Genomic DNA, 19,418 nt, shown 5'->3' with positions numbered 1-19,418 from the left:
GGGAACCTCCTAGACAACCTAGTAGATGAGCCCTTGAACTCCAGCTTCGCAGGCCACATTACGATTGACCAGTTGTCGATCTTGGCGGTTGCCGACGGTGGTTACGAGCCGTCAGGTAGGGGATGGTGTCGCCTGCGCGCACCAGATCGTCTTGCCGTTGCCGGTGTGCCGGGTGCCCCACCCCTGGGTGAGCTGGGCGACGAGCAACAGGCCCCGGCCGCCCTCGTCGAAGGCGCGGGCCCGGCGCAGGTGCGGGGCGGTGTTGCTGGCGTCGGAGACCTCGCAGATCAGCGAGGTGTCGCGGATCAGGCGCAGTCTGATCGGCGGCTCGCCGTACCGGATGGCGTTGGTGACCAGCTCGCTGACGACCAGTTCGGTGACGAACGCCGCCTCCTCCAGGCCCCAGGCGTCCACCTGGTCGACGGCGAACTTCCTGGCGTTCGGCACCTGTGCGGTGTCGGGCTCGACCTCCCAGTCGGCGACGTGGTGGGGATCCAGCGCGCACGTGCGAGCGAGCAGCAGGGCGGCGTCGTCGGTCCGGCGGTCCAGGAGCATGCCGTCCATCACCGTGTCACACAGCTCCTCCAGCGAGGTGGTCGAGTGGTTCAGGACCCGCTGCAGTTCGGCGATCCCCTCATCGACATCGCGCTCGTGGCTCCTCACCAGCCCGTCGGTGTAGAGGGCCAGCAGGCTGCCCTCGGGCAGTTCGAGCTCGGCGGCTTCGAACGGCAGCCCTCCGAGGCCGAGCGGCGGCCCCGGATGGGCGGGCACCGGGGGCAGGGTGCCGTCCGGGGAGATGACCAGCGGCAGTGGATGGCCGGCGCTCGCCAACGTGAGACGGCGGGAGACGGGGTCGTAGACGGTGTACAGACAGGTGGCGCCGGACTCGCCGGTCGGCTGGAAGTGGCCGTCGGGCCGGTGGTCGCCGGCGAGGTGCAGGACCAGGTCGTCCAGGTGGGTCAGCAGCTCGTCGGGCGGCAGGTCGACGTCGGCGAGGGTGCGCACCGCCGTGCGCAGCCTGCCCATGCTGGCCGAGGCGTGCAGACCGTGGCCGACGACATCGCCGACGACCAGGGCGACCCGGGCGCCGGACAGCGGAATGACGTCGAACCAGTCACCGCCCACTTCCGCGCCGGTCCCGCCGGGCAGGTAGCGGGATGCCACCTCGACCGCCTCCTGGGTCGGCAGGCCCTGCGGCAGCAGGCTGCGTTGCAGGGTCAGTGCGGTCGTGCGCTCGCGCGAGTACCGGCGGGCGTTGTCGATGGCGACGGCCGCCTTCGCGGCCAGCTCCTCGGCGAGGATCAAGTCGTCGGCCGTGAACGCCTCGGGCCGGTCGAGGCGGGAGAAGGACACCACCCCGAGCAGCGCGCCGCGCGCCTGGAGCGGCACGGTGATCCGCCCGGTCAGCCCGTCGGCGGCGATGGACCCGTCGATCACCGGGTTGCCCGGTGGCCAGTGGGCCGGGTCGGCGGCCAGTCCGGGCCCGAAGGCCCATTCGCCGCCCTCGCCGGGCTCAGTGGTGAGCTCGACCGTGGGCCTGCCGGTGGCCATGCAGCGGGCGGCGACGGAACCGGGCGCGTGGGTGACCGATGCCATGGCCTCCGGAGCATGGTCGGCGTCCACCTTCGTGCTGTGCTGGGCGGCACGGCTGAGCCTGATGGTCTCGCCGGGGTCGAAGGAGGACACGGAAGGCGGTTCCTCTCCGCGCAGCACCTCGTCGAAGAGGTCCACGCCGACGAGGTCGACGAATCCCGGCACCGGGGTCCTGGCCAGCTCCTGGGCGGTGCCGATCACGTCGAGTGTCCGGCCGATGCCGCCGCTGGCCTCGTTGAGGATGAGCAGGCGCTGCCGGGCCCAGTACTCGGCGCTCATGTCGAAACCCCAGTTGGCGATCGCGCGGACCCTGCCCTCGGCATCCCGGACGGGCCAGATGCTGGTGGCCCAGGCATTGGCGTAGTCGCTGCCGCGAGGGCGGAAGACGGTGATGAGACGCGTGGCCTCGCCCGTCCTCGCCACTTCGGCGAGCGCGTCGGTGTAGGGCTTGTCGTCCCTTTCGGGAAACAGCGTGCGGTCGAACTCGGGAAGCACCTCGCGGTAATGCTTACCGAGCACTTGGTCCTCGGAGTGCGCGATCACCCGGCCCGAGGAGGCGTTGATCCACAGAAACCGCAGCTCAGGGTCGTAGACGCCCAGAGCGAAGGGAGACTGCTCGAAGGCCCGGTCGGCGACCACCGGGCGGCGTCCCCAGCGCTGGACGGTCACCGCGTGCCCCAGCGCCCGGCCGTCTGGGCCGAACAGTGGGTGAGCGGTCAGCACCGCGTCCACCGTGGAACCGTCCCGGTGCCGCAGGGCTGTGAAGCCGGTCGGGTCGGGGCCGGATCTATAGCCCTCGGGGAAGCCGCGGGGCGGGGGGTCGACCAGCAGGTCGGCCACGGGGCGGCCGACGGTGTCCTGCGCGGTCCAGCCCAGCAGCAGCCGGCCCCCTTCGCTCCAGCCGCTCACCACGCCGTCCGGGTCCACCACGACAACGGCTGTGGGCGCGTCCTGCTTGCCGGCCATCTCCACGCGACACGCCTCCGTCCGGACAGCGGTCCCCGTCAGGGCTCGTTTCCAGCGGCCGCTTCCAGCCTAGGTCCGCCACGGCGTCACGGCGCCCCGGGGCCCGGTGCCCCGGGGCGGTGCGGAGCGGTCGACGCCCGTCGAAGCGCTTCGACTCTGCCGCCGGTCCGACGGCGCGACGCCACAGCCGGCGGTCCGTCGCCGGGTGCGCCTGGCCCGGGATCCCAGGCGCACCCGAACTTCCCCGGATCAGTAGCCGTAGATCATCTTGTACGCGACCTCAGGGAGGAACTGCCCCGCCGAGGAGCCGCCTCCGACGCCGCAGTTGCCGTCGGACTCGCCCGGCACCTTGATCCACAGGAGCATCTCGGCGCCCCCGCCCAGCTGGGTGGGAGTGCCGATACGGCGGCCCGAAGGGTTGCACCACTGGCCGTTGGAGCCGTTGCCGTTGCGGCTGGTGTCCACGACGAACGGCTTGGTGTAGCCGTACCGGGCGCCGAGTTCCCTGTTGACGGCGTTGCCGTACGCGGTGTTCTCGGCCGTGGTCAGGTAGTTGGAGACGTTGAGCGAGAAACCGTGGGCCTGCCGGACACCCGCTTCGTGCAGACGCCGGGCCATGGTCGCCGCGCTCGCCCAGGCCGGGTTGCCGGCGTCGAGGTAGACCCAGGTATTGGGGGCCTGGCGGTTGAACTCGGCGAGCGCTCCGGTCAGCATGCCCTCGCGCTCGTCGATCTGCGCCTGGGTCATGCAGCCGTAGTCCCCGAGGGAGTCCGGTTCGAGGACGACGAGGGCCGGGCGGCCGGCGATCCCGCCCGCGAACTGGGCGATCCAGCTCCTGTAGGCGGACGGCGAGGAGGCTCCGCCCGCGGAGTGCCCGCCGCAGTAGTCGCGGTTGTAGATGTTGTAGGCGACGAGCAGGGGCAGCTTGTCCCGGGCGTCCGCGGCGCCCGCGTACGCGCCGGTGGCGGTGCCGATGGTGCCGCTCCAGGAGCCGAACCAGCGGGCCGTCGGGACATTCGCGATCGAGGTGTTGATCGCGGACGCCCGGCCGTCACCGGGGTTGGCGGCGACCCACCGTTTCGCGCTGGAGTCGGGGTCCACGTAGAACCCGTTGGTCATGGTCGTCGGGTCCGCCGCGTGGGCGGCCGGGGCGGCGGCGAGCGCCAGCGGCAGTGCGCACAGCGCTGCCACCAGGGCGGGGAGGACACGGCGCATGGCAGGTACCTCGGCTTTCTGACAGGGGGTGTGTCCGAAGGTCGGCGGTGAGCCAAGGGGGATGGGGAGCGCTCCCGGCAGGAGCGCTCCCCACGGCGCGGTCGGTCAAGGGGTGACGGCGGGCTTGCCGTGAGCGGCGGTCGGCGTGCCGCCCATCGCCGTCAGCGTCGCGTTGTACGCCGGCTTCTTGTTGCCGCTGCGGTCGAACAGCAGTGGGTTCTCGCCGCTGCGCCAGGAGTCGCTGTCGCGGATGCCCCAGACGGTGATGCCGGTGCAGCGCGGGACGTTCATGCAGGCCCGGACCGTGTTCGCGTAGGCGGTCGGCGGCGCCTGCGCGATGTCCAGCTCGGTGATCTGGACGTCCACCCCGAGAGCGGCGAAGTTCGACAGTGTCGTCTGGAAGCTGCCGGGCGGGCCGCCGGCGCCGAAGTGGGCCTGGAGCCCGACGCAGTCGATGGGAACCCCGCGCGACTTGAAGTCACGCACCATGCGGTAGACGCCCTGGGTCTTGGCGTCGCTCCAGTTCTCGATGTTGTAGTCGTTGTAGCAGAGCTTGGCCGCCGGGTCGGCCGACCGTGCCGTGCGGAACGCCTGCTCGATGAAGCCGGTGCCCAGCACGTCCCGGAAGACCGAGCTGCGCATCTGGCCGCTGCCGCCGTCGGCGAAGGCCTCGTTGACCACGTCCCAGGAGTGGATCCGGCCCTTGTAGCGGTTCATCACGGTGGTGATGTGGTTGTTCATCACGCCGCGCAGCGTGTTCGCGTCCCTGATGGAGCCGACCCAGCCGGGCAGTTGGGAGTGCCAGACCAGGGTGTGGCCGCGCAGACGCTGACCGCGGGCCTGAGCGCGGTTGGCGATCTGGTCGGCGCGACCGAAGGTGAACGAGCCCCGGGACGGCTCGGTCGCGTCCCACTTCATCTCGTTCTCGGCCGTGACCGAGTTGAACTCACGGTCCAGGATGCCGGTGTACGTGCCGTCGCCGAGCCGTCCGGCCGACACGGCGGTTCCGAAGTACCGCCCGGACTGGGCGGCTTGGGCGCCCAGGGTGGAGGCCTGCACGGCGTCGGGCGCGCCGGTGGCCGTACCGGGTGTCACCAGGACGGTCGCGGCCAGCAGACCGAGGACCGAGGCCCGGCGACAGCCGAGCCGTTTCAGCAGGTTCATGGATCTCCTCGTGGGGGGTGGGTGGGCCAGCAGGGCAGCACGTATGGGGCGTTTGATGGGTCCATGACATTTGTGCGTGGTGCTCATGCCTTGCCGCGAACGAGAGGAGCGCTGCGCCTGGTTCGGGATGTCGAACATGCATCGCTGTGTCGAGCATTCTGGATGATAGAAGTCCCGCCGACTCCGTCAATCCTTCTCGCAGGATTCGATTTCAGTGACGAAACATTCGGAATCTGGAGGCGGCATCACAGCAGTTCAGTCGCCTGCCCGACAGGGATGCCCGTGGTGTTGACTTGGCCGAGCCTGCGTCGGTCATCTCTGGCGCCGCGAGTTTCCGGAACGGCATGCGAAATTTCGAACCCACTCGGGATGCATGGATGCGAAGACGGCCGGTTGACCGACTGCTCTGTGATGCACACCTATAGACATCCGATCTATTTAGTGCCGACGATGTTCATGCCGCCGACAGATGTCGATGTGGCGTCACTTGCCTGCGAAAGAACCGATGAATAGGTCGGGAGATCTCACTGTGAGCGATGGAAGCCAGCCGCAACGACGCAGTGTCATCAAGTTCGGCGGCGGCCTCGCCGTCGCGCCGCTGCTCGCTCAGCTCACCGGCGGATCACCCGCACCGCAGGCCGTCGCCGCAGGGGGCGGCGACGCGGCGTACGTCCCGTGGCCCACCCTGTCCCGCGAGGCGCTGACCTACTCCGTGCCTGCCACGGACTGGCAGTCGCAGGCCCTGCCCATCGGCAACGGCCGGCTCGGTGCCATGCTCTTCGCCGATCCCCACCAAGAGCGCATCCAGTTCAACGAACAGAGCCTGTGGGGCGGTGTCAACAACTACGACAACGCCTTGGCGGGCAAGCCGGACAGCGACTTCGACACCGGCATGACCGGCTTCGGCTCGTACCGGAACTTCGGCGACCTCTTCGTCACTTTCGCTCCCCCTGCGACTCCTGAGGTCACGGCTCCCGGGGGACCGTACAGCAGCAGCTCGTCGGAAGGCGTCGACAAGACGTATGACGGTGACGCGAACACCAAGTGGTGCATCGAGGGACCGGGGCCGAAGGTGCGCTGGCAGGTCGAGCTCCCCGCCCCGGCCACGGTGGCGGCCTACCGGCTGACGAGCGCCAACGACGTACCGCAGCGCGACCCGCAGGAGTGGACGTTCTCCGGTTCCACCGACGGCACCGCCTGGACCACACTCGACAGACGCACGCTGGACGCCCCCTTCGAAAACCGTTTCCAGACACGGGAATTCACCTGCGCCGACACCGCGGCCTACCGCTTCTACCGGTTCGACTTCGTCCCGAAGGCGGGCGTCAGCCACTTCCAGGTGAGCGAGATCGGCCTGGCCGGAGTCGACCTCGGCGGGGGCGGCACGATGTACCTGTCGTCGCCGAGCGGGCACTCCGCAGGGTCCGGGACCGGGTCCCGGCCCACGGACCTGTTGCGCTCGGTGGACCGCGATCCGGCCACGGTCTGGCGGGTCGGCGCGGCCGCACCGGCGGTCGTCTGGCAGGCCGACCTGCCCCGCGCGGTCACCGTCACGTCGTACGCGCTGACCTCGGCCCCGGACCGTCCCGAGGACGACCCCGCGGGGTGGCGGTTCGAGGCGTCGCAGGACGGGCGTGCCTGGACGACCCTCGACACGCAGAACCCCTCCACGCCCTTCGCCGGCCGCGGTGAGACCCGGACCTTCCGGATCGCCGACAGCACGGCCTACCGCACCTTCCGCCTCACCCTTACGCCACGCGCCTCCTCCACCGGCCTGCAGATCGCGGAGATCGCGCTGGAGGGCAAGGGCTTCGACTCGCGCACACAGCGCGCGGTCGTCGACTACCGGCGCTCCCTCGACTTCGTGAACGGCGTCCACGTCACCGGCTTCGGCGCACCGGGACGGCGCGTCCTGCGCGAGGCCTTCGCCGGCCGGTCCGCGGACGTCATGGTCTTCCGGTACACCTCGGAGCGGGCCGGCGAACTCTCCGGGGCGATCTCGCTGACGTCCGGACAGGACGAGGCGCCGACGACCGTCGACGCCGCCACCGGGCGCATCGGCTTCCGCGGCGTCATGGGCAACGGCCTCAAGCACGCGTGCACCGTCCAGGCCGTGCACACCGACGGCGACCTGCGCTCCGACCGGTCCGTGCTGTGGTTCAGCGGCTGCACGACCCTCACCCTCTTCCTCGACGCCCGCACCGACTACAAGCTCGACGCCGCCGCCGGATGGCGCGGAACCGACCCGGCGCCGGTCGTCGCCAGGACGCTCCGCAAGGCGGCCGCCCGGTCCTACCGCGCGCTGCGCGACGAGCACACCGCCGAGACGCGTGCCCTGATGAACCGTGTCGCGGTCGACTGGGGCACTTCCGGCGCCGACGTCGTCGCCCTGCCGACCGACGCCCGGCTGGCGCGCTACGCGGCGGGCGGGGAGGACCCGACGCTGGAGCAGACGATGTTCCACTACGGCCGGTATCTGCTGATCGGCTCCTCCCGCCCGAACGGCCTGCCCGCCAACCTCCAGGGCCTCTGGAACGACAGCAACCAGCCCGCCTGGGCCTCCGACTACCACACCAACATCAACGTCCAGATGAACTACTGGGGCGCCGAGACGACGAACCTGCCGGAGTGCCACGAGGCGCTCGTCCGGTACGTCGAGCAGGTGGCGGTGCCCAGCCGCGTCGCGACCCGCAACGCCTTCGGCGCGGACACGCGCGGCTGGACGGCCCGCACCAGCCAGAGCGTCTTCGGCGGCAACGCCTGGGAGTGGAACACCGTCGCGAGTGCCTGGTACGCCCAGCACCTGTACGAGCACTGGGCGTTCACCCAGGACCTGGACTACCTCCGCAGCGTCGCCCATCCGATGATCAAGGAGATCTGCGAGTTCTGGGAGGACCACCTCAAGGAGCGCGCGGACGGCCTCCTGGTCGCCCCCGACGGCTGGTCCCCCGAGCACGGGCCGCGCGAGGACGGCGTCATGTACGACCAGCAGATCATCTGGGACCTGTTCCAGAACTACCTCGACTGCGAGTCCGTGCTCAAGGAGGACCCCGCCTACCGGGCCAGGATCGCGGACCTGCAGGCGCGTCTCGCACCGAACAAGATAGGCAAGTGGGGACAGTTGCAGGAGTGGCAGGAGGACATCGACGGCCCCACCGACATCCACCGCCACACCTCGCACCTCTTCGCGGTCTACCCGGGCCGCCAGATCACCCCGCGGACACCGGACTTCGCGGCCGCCGCCCTCGTCTCCCTCAAGGCGCGCTGCGGCGAGAAGGAAGGCGTCCCGTTCACGGCCGGGACGGTGTCGGGCGACAGCCGCCGCTCGTGGACCTGGCCCTGGCGGGCGGCCCTCTTCGCCCGCCTGGGCGACGGGCAGCGCGCCGGGATCATGCTGCGCGGACTGCTGACGTACAACACGCTGCCCAACCTGTTCTGCAACCACCCGCCCTTCCAGATGGACGGCAACTTCGGCATCTCGGGCGCCGTGGCGGAGATGCTCCTGCAGAGTCACGACGACGTCATCCACCTGCTGCCCGCCCTGCCGGACGGCTGGAAGGCCAAGGGCTCCTTCACCGGGCTGCGCGCCCGTGGCGGTTACGAGGTCGGCTGCACGTGGCGGAACGGGAAGGTCACGTCGTTCAGCATCACGGCCGACCGGGCCCGCAACCGCCGCAAGGTCACCGTGCGGGTGAACGGCACCGACAGGAAGGTGAAGCCGGCCGGGCCCTGACCGGGCGTCGGCGCGCCCGAGGGGCACTTGGGGAAGCCGGAGCCGGAGTCCCGCCGACTCCTGACCGCCCTCTGCCGCAACGGCTGAAGACGCGTCGGGGCGGCCTGCCCGGAACGGGCTTGCCGCATCAGGTCCGTGGGGGCCGGCCGCGATGAGAGGGTCGGTTTCATGTCCACCTCAACGCTCGCCCGCCGGGTCCGTCCGGCCGCCGTGGCCCTCGCGGCCGCCGCGGCCCTCACCTCCTGCGGCGACCTGCACGCCCCGGACGCCACCCCGGGGGCGTCCTCCCGGCCGTCCGGCTCATCCTCGCCCAGTGCCTCGGGAGCCTCGCCGTACGTAGAGCCGGGAGCCGGTGACGGGGCGCCGCACTACAACGAGAACAACGCCTACCGCCGGGCCGGTGAGATGGCTCCCGCCCACGCCTCGGACGCCGAACGGGAGGCCGCCCGCATCAGGCCGGTGCTCAAGCGGCTGTGGGAGCAGCGGAAGTGGGACCCCGAGACCGTCCGGACGGCCCTGCTCCGGCTCGGGTACGAGGAGGAGCGGGTGGCGCAGGACGGCAAGCGCCTCGGCGGCACGCTCACCGTCACGGGACTGCCCGCGCACGGGGAGGGCGACGGCCCGGTCACGCCCGAGGGGTCGCGCGTCGCCCTGCGCGTGCACGACGACGCCTGCGTCACGGCCTTCCTGCAGCAGTCGAACTTCGCGGTGTCCACCCACGGCCCGTGCCCCGAGACCGGCTGCTTCCAGCCGCCGTACGGCCACTGAGGCACGCCGGGCGACGGTGTCGGTGCGTGAGGCCGTGGCCGCCGGGGTACTCGCCGACGCATGATCAGGCGCGCGCTGTGGCAAGGGCTGGTCGCCGGTACCGCCGGAGGCGTCGTGATGACGCTCGGCGAGAAGATCGAGCAGGCCGTGACCGGCCGCCCCGACTCCCATGTGCCCGCCCGGGTCCTCCATCGTCTGACCGGCCTGCCCGAACACCCCGGCACGCAGCCGCTGCCGGTCAACCGGGCCATGCACTTCGGGCAGGCCGCCCTGCTCGGCGTGCTCCGTTCGATCATGGCCCGGTCCGGGCTGCGCGGTCCCGTCGCGTCGGCCAAGTTCACGGTCGTCCGCCTCACCAACGACCAGATCCTGGAGAACGCCACCGGGGTCGGCGCCCCGCCCCCCCACCTGGCCCCGCGCGGAACTCGTCGTGGACCTCCTGCACAAGGCCGTCTACGGTTTCGTCACCGGTGCCGTGGCCGACGCCCTGGCCGCCCGGAACGGCCCCGGCCCGGGCGAACGCCACGCCGCCCGCCTCCCGGGCCGCCATGCCGGCTCCGGGCCGCTGCCCCGCGAGGACGGTCACGGCCGCTGATCCGGAACGTCAGCGGATGAGCACACCGGCCACCGCGCCCACCCCGGCGGCACAGGCCAGGACCGCGCAGGCACCGGCCGCGTGGCGCCGCAGCAGGCCCCTCCGGAGCTGGGCGTAGCGGTTCTCGTACTCCTGTCGCAGCTCTGCGGCCCGTCGTACGGTGCCGAGCATCAGCTGCCGGGTGACATCGAGACGCCGGCGGACGTAGTGGGCGGTGAGTTCCTCGGTCTGGGCCGTGGTCAGCCATGGCATCCCCGCGCAGAGCTCCTCGGCCTCGCGCTGTGCCTGGTCACGGTGGGCGTGGGCGAGAAGGTAGCCCTCGGTCTCGTCGGCCAGAACGCTGCCCGGCTCACCGGCCGGTGTCCCGCGACGGCCGCGTCTCAACGCCGGTCGCCCTTGTGCCCCTCGGCGTCGATCACATCGCGCCGCCCGGTGTTCTCCGCCTCGTCGAAACTCGCCACGTCCGGGTGGCGCAGGTCGAAGGCGGGCGACTCGGAGCGAATCTTGGGAAGAGTCAGGAAGTTGTGGCGGGGCGGCGGGCAGGACGTGGCCCACTCCAGCGAGCGGCCGTAGCCCCAGGGGTCGTCCACCTCGACCTTCTCGCCCCTCTGCGCGGTCCGCCACACGTTGTAGAGGAAGGGCAGGGTCGACAGGCCGAGCAGGAACGCGCCGATCGAGGAGACGGTGTTCAGGGCGGTGAAACCGTCGGCGGCCAGATAGTCGGCGTAGCGGCGGGGCATACCCTCGGCGCCGAGCCAGTGCTGCACCAGGAACGTGGTGTGAAAGCCGATGAACAGCGTCCAGAAGTGGATCTTCTCCAGGCGCTCGTCGAGCATCGTGCCGGTCATCTTCGGCCACCAGAAGCTGAATCCGCCGAACATCGCGAACACGATGGTGCCGAACAGCACGTAGTGGAAGTGGGCGATCACGAAGTAGCTGTCGGTGACGTGCCAGTCGAGCGGCGGGGAGCCCAGGATGACGCCGGTCAGGCCGCCGAAGAGGAAGGTGACCAGGAAGCCGAGCGCCCAGAGCATGGGTGGTTCGAACGACAGAGAGCCCCGCCACATCGTGCCGATCCAGTTGAAGAACTTCACGCCCGTCGGCACGGCGATCAGATACGTCATGAAGGAGAAGAACGGCAGCAGGACCGCGCCGGTGGCGAACATGTGGTGCGCCCACACCGTCACCGACAGCCCGGCGATGGAGACGGTGGCGCCGACCAGGCCGGTGTAACCGAAGATCGGCTTGCGGGCGAAGACGGGGATGATCTCGGTGATCACCCCGAAGAACGGCAGCGCCAGGATGTACACCTCGGGGTGGCCGAAGAACCAGAACAGGTGCTGCCACAGGACCGCGCCGCCGTTCTCGGCGTTGAACACCTGGGCCCCGAAGCGCCGGTCCGCCTCCAGCACCAGCAGTGCGGCGGCCAGCACCGGGAAGGCCAGCAGCACCAGCACCGAGGTGAGCAGCACGTTCCAGGTGAAGATCGGCATCCGGAACATGGTCATGCCCGGGGCGCGCATACAGATGATGGTGGTGATGAAGTTGACCGAGCCGAGGATGGTGCCGAAGCCGGACAGCGCCAGCCCCATGATCCACAGGTCGCCGCCGACCTGGGGGGTGCGCTCCCCGCCGCTGAGCGGGGTGTATGCGGTCCAGCCGAAGTCGGCGGAGCCCTGCGGGGTCAGGAAGCTGCCGAGTACGATTAGTCCGCCGAAGAGGAACAGCCAGTACGAGAGCATGTTCAGCCGTGGGAAGGCCACGTCGGGCGAGCCGATCTGCAGTGGCATGACCGCGTTGGCGAAGCCGGCGAAGGTGGGCGTCGCGAACAGCAGCAGCATGATCGTGCCGTGCATGGTGAACGCCTGGTTGTACTGCTCGTTGGAGACGATCTGAAGCCCCGGCCGGGCCAGCTCGGCCCGGATGAGCATCGCCAGCGCCCCGGCGATCAGGAAGAACCCGAACGACGTGATCAGATACAGGTGCCCGATCTTCTTGTGATCGGTGGTCGTCAGCCAGGAGACGACCACCTTCCCTCGGCCGCGGCGCTCCACCGCGGGTACGGGCGCAACCGGCTCAGTATGTGTCGCCATCAGTTCCTCGATCGGCAGCAACGGTGCACGGACGGTCTTCCGCCCGGAGGAACCTATTCCGTCCGGTTCGTCACCCTTGTGTGCCGTCGAGTTTTCCTGGGCCGAATGGCTGAGTGATCCATTCGACCGGGCGGTGGGCTCAACGCCGTTTGCGCACGATCGCGGCGACCGCGGCGGAGACGAGGAGTCCGGTGAGTCCGGTGAGCACCCTCCTCACCACCGCTGAGGGGAGGACCGGTCCCAGTCCGTCGCGTATCCGGTCGTAGAGGCCGAGCGGCACGCCCAGCAGCGCGTTGCCGGGCGGGCGTCGCGGGACGGACCGGGTGGGGGTGCGTGGGCGCGGTCCTGCGCACCGTCTCCCACGCGGCGCCGAGCCGGCGCAACCGGGCGTCCTCCAGGGCCTCTTGCGGCCGGGGCAGACCAGGTCCTCCTCGTCGCGGATGTCCTGGCGGATCAGGGCGAATACGCGCTCCGTCTTCTCCTCGCGCTCCGGGTCGCCGGGATCCAGACGCTCGATGCCGGCGACGAGATCGTTGATCTGCTGATGCCTCGACCCGCGAGGTCAGTTCCTCGCCGTGGGTCACCGAGCGCCGCACGGCCGGCCACAGGACGGTCTCCTCCGCGAAGGCGTGGCTGAAGACGAGTTGGACGACCTCCTTGAGGGGCCGCTCGCGCTGCTCACCGTCCGCAAGGGCCAGGTACCGCTCCATCAGCCGGTCCATCTCCGCGTGATCGCGCCGTTGCCGCGCGAGGACGCTGCTCGGACCGCCCAGTTCCTCCACGGTCTGCTCTTCGATCGTCCCGGGCATGGACCGCTCCCTTCCGCAGGCCGGCGAGGACTCCGGCACCGTGACGGCCGCCGGCCGGCCACCGGCCGGGCCGCCGGTGCGCGAGTACCCCGGCCCGGCGGACGGCACCACCCCGGCGACTTTTCGCCGTAAGCGGTTTCTAGGTCTGTGTCACGTTTTGTTCCAGCGCGACCGCGGCACTCGGTAACCCACGGGCGGGCCCCCGGAAGGTGGTGACCGCTGCGTGCGGTGCGCCTTCCGCGCGCCGGGATCCGGCCCGGCCGCCGGGCGGAACAGAGGGTGTCGATGACGACGATCGGCGTGGAAGAGGAGTACCTGCTGCTCGACCCGGTCACGGGCCTGCCGGTACCTCAGGCGGACAAGGTGCGCGCCGCGGCGGGCGTGGGGCATCTCGTGTCCGACCAGGAGGTGCAGTACGAGCTGCTCCAGGCGCAGGTCGAGGTGGCCACCCCGGTCTGCGACACCCTGGAGGAGGTCGGCGGCCACCTCCTGCGGCTGCGGCACGCCGTCGGCGTGGCCGCGGAGGAGCACGGCTGCCGGATCGGGGTCTGCGGGACACCACCGGTGCGGCACGGCCGCCCCATCGCCGTCACCGACCAGGCCCGATACCGGGCCATGGTCACCCAGGCGCCGCAACTGGTGGCGGAGCAACTGGTCAACGGCACGCACGTGCACGTCGCCGTCCCGGACCGGGAGGCGGGCGTGCAGGTCCTGAACCGGATCCGCTTCCGGCTGCCGACGCTGACGGCCATGGCCGCGAACTCCCCCCTCTGGGACGGCCACGACACCGGCTTCGCCAGCTGGCGCACGGTGATCTTCAGCCGGTGGCCGGTCAGCGGCATGCCCCCGCACTTCGAGGACGCCGCGGACTACGACCGGCGCGTGGCACGGCTTCAGGAGTCCGGCCTGATCTCCGACACCGGACAGCTCTACTGGCAGGCCCGGCTCTCGGCCACCTACCCCACCATCGAGGTGCGGTGCGCGGACGTCCAGCTGCGTGCGGACGAGGCGGTCATGCTCGCCGCGGTCATCCGGGCCCTCGTGGAGACCTCACTGGCGGAAGCGACCGCCGGCACACCCCTGCCCGACTGCGCGCCCGAACTGCTGCAGGCCGCCATGTGGCACGCCGCCCGCCACGGCCTCGGCGACACCCTGATCGACCCCGACGGCACACCGCACCGCGCCGGCGACGTGCTCTACGAGTTCCTGCGGCACGTCGCCCCCGCCCTCGACGCCTCCGGCGACAGCCGCCAGGTCACCTCCCTGATCCACCGGCTGCTCCAGGACGGGACCGGCGCGGACCGGCAGCGTGCCGCCCTCGCCCACGGCGGTCTGCGCGCGGTCACCGAACTGATCAGCGCGCAGAGCACGATGCCGTGACACCGCGGAACGGCCCTCGTTCCGCCGCCGCGAGCGTGGCGATCGGAGGTGAACGCTGATGGAGCGCAGCGGCGAGGGCGGCCGGCGGATGCTCGCCGACCTGCTGGACGCCAGCCACCTCATGCCGATCGAGTCGCTTCCCGACAAAGCGGCCGAGTGCGCCCGCGCGGCCTCCTTCCGCGAGGTGCTGATCTACGTGGCAGATCTGCAGCGCACCACCCTGCGTCTGGTCTCCGGGGACGAGGCGGCGGCCCAGGGGCACGAACCGGAGCTGCCCATCGAGGGGACGGTCGCCGGGCGGGCCTACCAGTACGGCGACGTCCTGCCGGCCGCACCACCCGGCGGCGTCTACCCGTGGTGGGTGCCGCTGCTGGACGGGACGGAGCGCATCGGGCTGCTGCGGGTGACCAGCGAGCACAACGACGCCGCAGCCCGGGCGGACATGGAGGCGTTGGCGGCACTCGTCTCCCTGGTCCTCGTCAGCAAGCAGGCGACGGGCAAGGACTGAGCGCGGTCAGACCGGCAGGACGAACGGAGGGTGGGCACCGTTGAGGAAATAGTCCCCGACGTCCCGCAGCCGGTGCCCGACGGGCTCGTACAGGGTGTGAGTCCGGGCGTTGCGCCAGAACCGGTCGAAACCCAGCCGTGCCGAGGCGGAGCGGGCGCCGATGATGTCGAGGGCCCGGGAGGTGGACTCCTGGGCGGCCCTGGACGCGGCGGATTCGGCCATGGCCACGAGGATCGAGATCTCCGCGTACTCCTCGTAGGTGAGGTCCTCGCCGCGGGCCAGGCCGCCCTGGACGGCCCGGCGTGCCTGGCCGGCCAGGGCGGACGCCGAGCGGGTGAGCACGGTGAGCTCCCCATAGGCCGTCAGCACCTGCGGATCCTGCGGGGAGCCGACCGGCCAGTCCGGACGCCGGTGCGAGGGGCCGGTCCTGCTGTACTCACGGGCCTCGGCGAGCACGCCTTCCGCCATGCCGAGCCGGAGCTGTACGGACAGCAGACGGCCGACCGGTGACATCAGGGCCGTCAGGGGCGACAGGACGTCCTCGTCCGCCGAGAGGGACCCCAGTACGTCGTCCGGGGTGACCGGCACGGCGTCGAACTCCGCGCTGCCGCCCGCCGCCAAACGCTGGCCGAAGGGGTCGGCGTCACCGTCGACGACCACGCCCGCGAGAGCCGGATCGACCACGAGGGCGACGGGTTCGCCCGTGTCGGCCCGCACCGCGCGTACGGCTAGGCGGTCGGCGACCAGGACGCCGGCGGCATAGCTCTGCCGGCCGTCGAGGACGTACCCCCGCGCGTCCTTGACGACCGTCAGCGCCGGTTCCTGGCGGGCCAGGCCACCGCCCCAGCACCACTGGTCCGCCACGGAACGCCGATCCAGCCGGGCGGCACGGTCCGCTCCGGCGAGGAACCGGGCGCTCCAGGACGTGAAGTAGTGACAGCCGAGCAACTGACCGATGGCGCCGTCGGCCGCCGCGATCTCCCGGACCACGGCGTACGCCTCGGTCCAGTCGGCGCCGCCGCCCCCGGTTTCGGCCGGGACGAGGAGCGTCAGCAGCCCCGACTCGCGCAGCCGCGACACCTCGTCGAAGGGAGGCTTGCCCGCCTGGTCCCTGGCCACCGCGTCCGTGGCGAGGTCCTCCGCCGTCTCACGGGCCACGCGCAGCCAGTGCGCACGGCCGGGCCCGGCCTGGTCCGACTCCGTGGCCGGGCCGGACGGCGCCGGGGCAACGCCCATCACAGGGGTCTCCTCAAGTCCGGTTGCGGAATGGGGCATTGAGCCTCACCGCGGGAAAAGATGTGTGGGCCATGCGCATCATCCTGCGCAGGAACGCAAGGTGCCGTCAATGCTTTCCTAGTAATTCGATAGGAAACATAGGGAAGAGGGTCGCGCGCCGGATGCGGTCACGAACCGACCGCATCCCGTGCGACGGTGAGCGGGCACGCCGCCGGACACCTGGACCACGGGCCGGCACACGACGCAGAGGCCGAGGTGCACCGATGACCGTTCTCGACGCCCGGGCGCTCAACCGCGCCACCCTCGCGCGGCAGTTGCTCCTCGACCGCGCCGACCTGCCGGTCCTGGACGCCGTCGCGCACCTGTGTGGCCTCCAGGCGCAGGAACCGCAGGAGCCGTTCCCCGGCCTCTGGTCGCGGCTGCGGGCGTTCGACCCGGCGGAACTGTCGGACCTGCTGACCGCGCGGCGGGTCGTGCGCACCCACCTCATGCGCCGCACCGTCCATCTCGTCACCGCCGACGACGTCCTGGCCTGGCGCGCCCGCCACGACGGCATGCTGCGCCAGCGGGTCCTCGGGGTCTACCGCCGCGAGCTCGACGGGGTCGATCCCGGCGAACTCACCGCGGCGGGCCGGAAGGTCATGGCGGACGGCGAACCCCGCTCCATGCCCGACCTCGCGCGCGCCGTCGCCGACCGCTGGCCCGCGGCCGGGCCCCGGCCCCTGGGCGAGATGCTGGTCGCCGCCCTCCTCCCGACGGTCCAACTGCCGCCGCGCGGACTGTGGCGCACGAAAGCCGGAGTGCGCTACGCGCTGATCTCCTCCTGGCTGGGGCGCGAGGTCGACCCGCCCGCGACGGACGGCTCCGACCCGGTCGGCCAGGCGCTGGTACGGCGCTACCTGACGGCCTTCGGCCCCGCCGCCTCGGCCGACCTGCGCGCCTGGTGCGGCCTCGCCGGACTGCCCGCCGCGGTCTCCGCCCTGCGCGGGGAACTGGTCGCCTTCCGCGACGAACGCGGCCGGGAACTGCTCGACCTCCCCGACGCGCCCCGCCCCGACCCCGACACGCCGGCGCCCGTGCGGTTCCTGCCGGCGTTCGACAACGCGATCCTCGGCTACCACGACCGCAGCCGCATCATCGACGACGCACACCGCCACCTGTCCGTCGCCGGCGAGCGTGTCGTCCTGGTCGACGGCAGGGTCGCCGCGACCTGGACCGTCGAGGCGGACACGGTGGTGGTGAACCCGCTGCGCCGCTTCTCCCGGGCCGACCGCACCACCGTCGCCGAGGAGGGCAGCGCGATGGCCTCCTTCCTCTCCGGCGACGAGAGCGACCGGGTACGGATCGCGGCGTCTCCCGCGTGAACCACGCCCTCACCCCCTCGCGATGAGCCGCCCGGCACTGATCGGCGAGCGTCGGCGGCAGTCAGGCGCACACTGGAAGGGTGCTGCCGGTGCTCACGAGGGGGTGTCGGCCCATGGAAGCGTCAGAGCGGGTGACCGTGCGGTGGTGGCGGTGGCGACGCAACGCGCTCAAACGGCGCGTCGACGTCGTCGAGGCCTGGGTCGTGCTCGTCGGCTGGGTGCTCGCCCTGCTGGGTGGGCTTGCCGCCGGGATGATTGCGGCGGGCACGGTCGAGCGGGCCGCCGAACGGCAGCGGGCCGAGAGCCACCAGGTCAGGGCGGTGGTCGTCGAGGACGCGCCCGGTCCGTCTCCGGCCCGTGCGGCGAGCGACCACCGGGTGTGGGGCAAGGTGCGGTGGACCGCGCCCGACGGCTCCACGCACCGGGAGGAGGCCCGGGTGGCGCCCAGGGCCCCCGCCGGGAGCACCATCTCCGTGTGGGTGAACCGGAGCGGTGACATCACGAGCCGGCCGGTGTCCGGCGGCGAGGTGTGGCTCCACACCGCGATGGGCGGCGCGCTCGCAGGAGCCTTCGCGGGCGGGGCTGTCCTGGGAGTCGTCTGGCTGACCCGTCTGGCCCTCGACCGGCGGCGCCTGGCCCAGTGGGACGCGGAGTGGGAGCGGATCGACACGCGCAGGGGCTGGAAGACCGGCTGAAAACGCGGCGGTGCCGCCGGGCCTGTCGCTCGCTCCGGCGGCCCGCCGAGGGCGACGGCCCGCTCAGGTGCGGCCGACCGTGTCCTGGTCGTCGAGTGCCTCGTGCGCGCCGGGGGGAACCGGCGCGCCGCGCCGGCGGGAGCGTCCGGTCAGGCGTGTGGCCAGCGGTTCCGTCCAGCGGGCGGTCAGGGGGCCGAGCAGGACCAGGATGAGGACGTACGCCGTGGCCAGGGGGCCGAGGGAGGGCTCGATGCCGGATGTGACGGCCAGCCCGGCGATGACGATCGAGAACTCGCCGCGGGCGACGAGCGTGCCACCGGCGCGCCAGCGGCCCCTCGGCCCGATGCCCGCGCGGCGCGCGGCCCAGTAGCCCGTGGCGATCTTCGTGGCGGTGGTGACGACGGCCAGGGCGAGGGCGGGCAGCAGCACCGGCGGAATGCTGGCCGGGTCGGTGTGCAGCCCGAAGAAGACGAAGAACACCGCGGCGAACAGGTCCCGTAGCGGCGCGAGCAGACTCGTCGCGCCCTCGGCGACCTCACCCGACAGCGCGATGCCCACCAGGAAGGCGCCCACCGCCGCCGACACCTGCAACTGCTGGGCGACCCCGGCGACCACGAGTGTCAGCCCGAGGACGACCAGCAGCAGTTTCTCGGGGTCGTCACTGGAGACGAAGCGCGAGACGAGGCGGCCGAATCGCACCGCGAGGACCAGCACCAGGGTCAGCACGCCCACGGCGATGGCCAGGGTGACGCCGCCCGCGGCCAGGCCCACCCCGGCCAGCAGGGCCGTGACGATGGGCAGGTACACCGCCATCGAGAGGTCCTCCAGGACGAGGATGCTCAAGACGGCCGGGGTCTCCCGGTTGCCCAGCCGCCCCAGGTCTCCGAGGATCTTGGCGATGACGCCCGAGGAGGAGACCCAGGTGACGCCGGCCAGGACGACGGCGGCGACCGGGCCCCAGCCGAGCAGCAGGGCCAGGACCGCGCCCGGCAGGGCGTTGAGGACGGCGTCGACGAGCCCGGCGGGGTAGTGGGTCCTGAGGTGGGAGACGAGGTCGGTGGCCGTGTACTCCAGGCCCAGCATGAGCAGCAGCAGGATGACGCCGATCTCGGCGCCGACGGCGACGAAGTCCTCGCTGGCGCCCAGCGGCAGCAGCCCGCCCTCCCCGAAGGCGAGGCCGGCCAGCAGATAGAGGGGGATCGGCGAGAAGCGGAAGCGCCCGGCGAAGCGGCCGAGCAGCCCGAGACCGAGGATGAGACAGCCGAACTCGATCAGGAAGACAGCGGAGGATTGCATGGC

Annotated in this window: 14 protein-coding genes and 1 pseudogene; 7 read left to right on the top strand and 8 right to left on the bottom strand. The window is 71.6% G+C overall.

Annotated features, from left to right (window positions below):
- Positions 1-111: 111 nt before the first annotated feature.
- The 3 genes and pseudogenes from OO68_RS18725 to OO68_RS18715 form a co-directional block, all read right to left on the bottom strand.
- Entirely contained in the window at positions 112-2,559 is a 2,448-nt protein-coding gene (locus tag OO68_RS18725) for a SpoIIE family protein phosphatase (protein ID WP_033309573.1), read from the bottom strand.
- 249 nt (positions 2,560-2,808) lie between these two features.
- Positions 2,809-3,774 (bottom strand): glycoside hydrolase family 6 protein, encoded by a 966-nt coding sequence (locus OO68_RS18720; RefSeq protein ID WP_033309519.1) that lies wholly within the window; start codon positions 3,772-3,774, stop codon positions 2,809-2,811.
- Positions 3,775-3,885: 111 nt separating this feature from the next.
- A pseudogene (locus OO68_RS18715) lies at positions 3,886-4,938 on the bottom strand (glycoside hydrolase family 10 protein); the annotation flags it as partial.
- A gap of 529 nt (positions 4,939-5,467) precedes the next feature.
- Here OO68_RS18715 and OO68_RS18710 point away from each other — a divergent pair.
- From OO68_RS18710 to OO68_RS47710, 3 genes are all read left to right on the top strand, one after another.
- On the top strand, positions 5,468-8,671 hold the full coding sequence (locus OO68_RS18710) for a glycosyl hydrolase family 95 catalytic domain-containing protein (protein WP_033309518.1): 3,204 nt from the start codon (positions 5,468-5,470) through the stop codon (positions 8,669-8,671).
- A 168-nt stretch (positions 8,672-8,839) separates the two neighbouring features.
- Complete coding sequence (locus OO68_RS18705; RefSeq protein WP_033309517.1) at positions 8,840-9,439, top strand: hypothetical protein; 600 nt, start codon at positions 8,840-8,842, stop codon at positions 9,437-9,439.
- A 430-nt stretch (positions 9,440-9,869) separates the two neighbouring features.
- Positions 9,870-10,034: a hypothetical protein gene (locus OO68_RS47710; protein ID WP_245237046.1), complete on the top strand. Its 165-nt coding sequence runs from the start codon at positions 9,870-9,872 to the stop codon at positions 10,032-10,034.
- 9 nt (positions 10,035-10,043) lie between these two features.
- Here OO68_RS47710 and OO68_RS18695 read toward each other — a convergent pair whose 3' ends face one another.
- The 3 genes from OO68_RS18695 to OO68_RS47705 form a co-directional block, all read right to left on the bottom strand.
- Positions 10,044-10,418, bottom strand: coding sequence for a hypothetical protein (locus tag OO68_RS18695; protein ID WP_245237044.1), 375 nt, complete (start codon positions 10,416-10,418; stop codon positions 10,044-10,046).
- Entirely contained in the window at positions 10,415-12,127 is a 1,713-nt protein-coding gene (gene ctaD, locus OO68_RS18690) for an aa3-type cytochrome oxidase subunit I (protein ID WP_078625366.1), read from the bottom strand. The genes OO68_RS18695 and ctaD overlap by 4 nt, the downstream gene beginning before the upstream one ends.
- A gap of 139 nt (positions 12,128-12,266) precedes the next feature.
- A complete protein-coding gene (locus OO68_RS47705; RefSeq protein ID WP_245237041.1) occupies positions 12,267-12,407 on the bottom strand; it encodes a hypothetical protein in 141 nt (46 codons plus the stop codon).
- 814 nt (positions 12,408-13,221) lie between these two features.
- Between OO68_RS47705 and OO68_RS18685 the strand changes: the two genes are divergently transcribed.
- Together OO68_RS18685 and OO68_RS18680 are read left to right on the top strand one after the other, a co-directional pair.
- A complete protein-coding gene (locus tag OO68_RS18685) occupies positions 13,222-14,316 on the top strand; it encodes a carboxylate-amine ligase (RefSeq protein WP_033309516.1) in 1,095 nt (364 codons plus the stop codon).
- Between the two features lie 58 nt (positions 14,317-14,374).
- Positions 14,375-14,824, top strand: coding sequence for a hypothetical protein (locus OO68_RS18680; RefSeq protein ID WP_051814716.1), 450 nt, complete (start codon positions 14,375-14,377; stop codon positions 14,822-14,824).
- 6 nt (positions 14,825-14,830) lie between these two features.
- On the opposite strand, the gene OO68_RS18675 is transcribed toward OO68_RS18680, so the two are convergent.
- The gene (locus tag OO68_RS18675) at positions 14,831-16,060 is read right to left on the bottom strand and encodes an acyl-CoA dehydrogenase family protein (RefSeq protein ID WP_033309515.1); all 1,230 of its coding nucleotides are present in this window, start codon (positions 16,058-16,060) and stop codon (positions 14,831-14,833) included.
- A 263-nt stretch (positions 16,061-16,323) separates the two neighbouring features.
- On the opposite strand from OO68_RS18675, the gene OO68_RS18670 reads away from it, so the two are divergent.
- Positions 16,324-17,424, top strand: a complete 1,101-nt coding sequence (locus OO68_RS18670; protein WP_033309514.1) for a winged helix DNA-binding domain-containing protein — start codon at positions 16,324-16,326, stop codon at positions 17,422-17,424.
- A gap of 113 nt (positions 17,425-17,537) precedes the next feature.
- The gene (locus tag OO68_RS18665; protein WP_033309513.1) at positions 17,538-18,119 is read left to right on the top strand and encodes an Rv1733c family protein; all 582 of its coding nucleotides are present in this window, start codon (positions 17,538-17,540) and stop codon (positions 18,117-18,119) included.
- Between the two features lie 63 nt (positions 18,120-18,182).
- On the opposite strand, the gene OO68_RS18660 is transcribed toward OO68_RS18665, so the two are convergent.
- Positions 18,183-19,415: a cation:proton antiporter gene (locus tag OO68_RS18660; RefSeq protein WP_033309512.1), complete on the bottom strand. Its 1,233-nt coding sequence runs from the start codon at positions 19,413-19,415 to the stop codon at positions 18,183-18,185.
- Between the last annotated feature and the right edge of the window lie 3 nt (positions 19,416-19,418).

The sequence above is a fragment of the Streptomyces iakyrus genome (assembly GCF_000717055.1).
GTDB lineage: Bacteria > Actinomycetota > Actinomycetes > Streptomycetales > Streptomycetaceae > Streptomyces > Streptomyces iakyrus.
Note: the sequence above shows the minus strand (reverse complement) of the source record. Positions and strands in the feature narration are given on the sequence as shown.

Coding starts and splice junctions, on each gene's coding strand:
- OO68_RS18725 (WP_033309573.1), bottom strand. CDS start 2,559: ATGGCCGGCAAGCAGGACGCGCCCACAGCCGTTGTCGTGGTGGACCCG.
- OO68_RS18720 (WP_033309519.1), bottom strand. CDS start 3,774: ATGCGCCGTGTCCTCCCCGCCCTGGTGGCAGCGCTGTGCGCACTGCCG.
- OO68_RS18705 (WP_033309517.1), top strand. CDS start 8,840: ATGTCCACCTCAACGCTCGCCCGCCGGGTCCGTCCGGCCGCCGTGGCC.
- ctaD (WP_078625366.1), bottom strand. CDS start 12,127: ATGGCGACACATACTGAGCCGGTTGCGCCCGTACCCGCGGTGGAGCGC.
- OO68_RS18685 (WP_033309516.1), top strand. CDS start 13,222: ATGACGACGATCGGCGTGGAAGAGGAGTACCTGCTGCTCGACCCGGTC.
- OO68_RS18680 (WP_051814716.1), top strand. CDS start 14,375: ATGGAGCGCAGCGGCGAGGGCGGCCGGCGGATGCTCGCCGACCTGCTG.
- OO68_RS18675 (WP_033309515.1), bottom strand. CDS start 16,060: ATGGGCGTTGCCCCGGCGCCGTCCGGCCCGGCCACGGAGTCGGACCAG.
- OO68_RS18670 (WP_033309514.1), top strand. CDS start 16,324: ATGACCGTTCTCGACGCCCGGGCGCTCAACCGCGCCACCCTCGCGCGG.
- OO68_RS18665 (WP_033309513.1), top strand. CDS start 17,538: ATGGAAGCGTCAGAGCGGGTGACCGTGCGGTGGTGGCGGTGGCGACGC.
- OO68_RS18660 (WP_033309512.1), bottom strand. CDS start 19,415: ATGCAATCCTCCGCTGTCTTCCTGATCGAGTTCGGCTGTCTCATCCTC.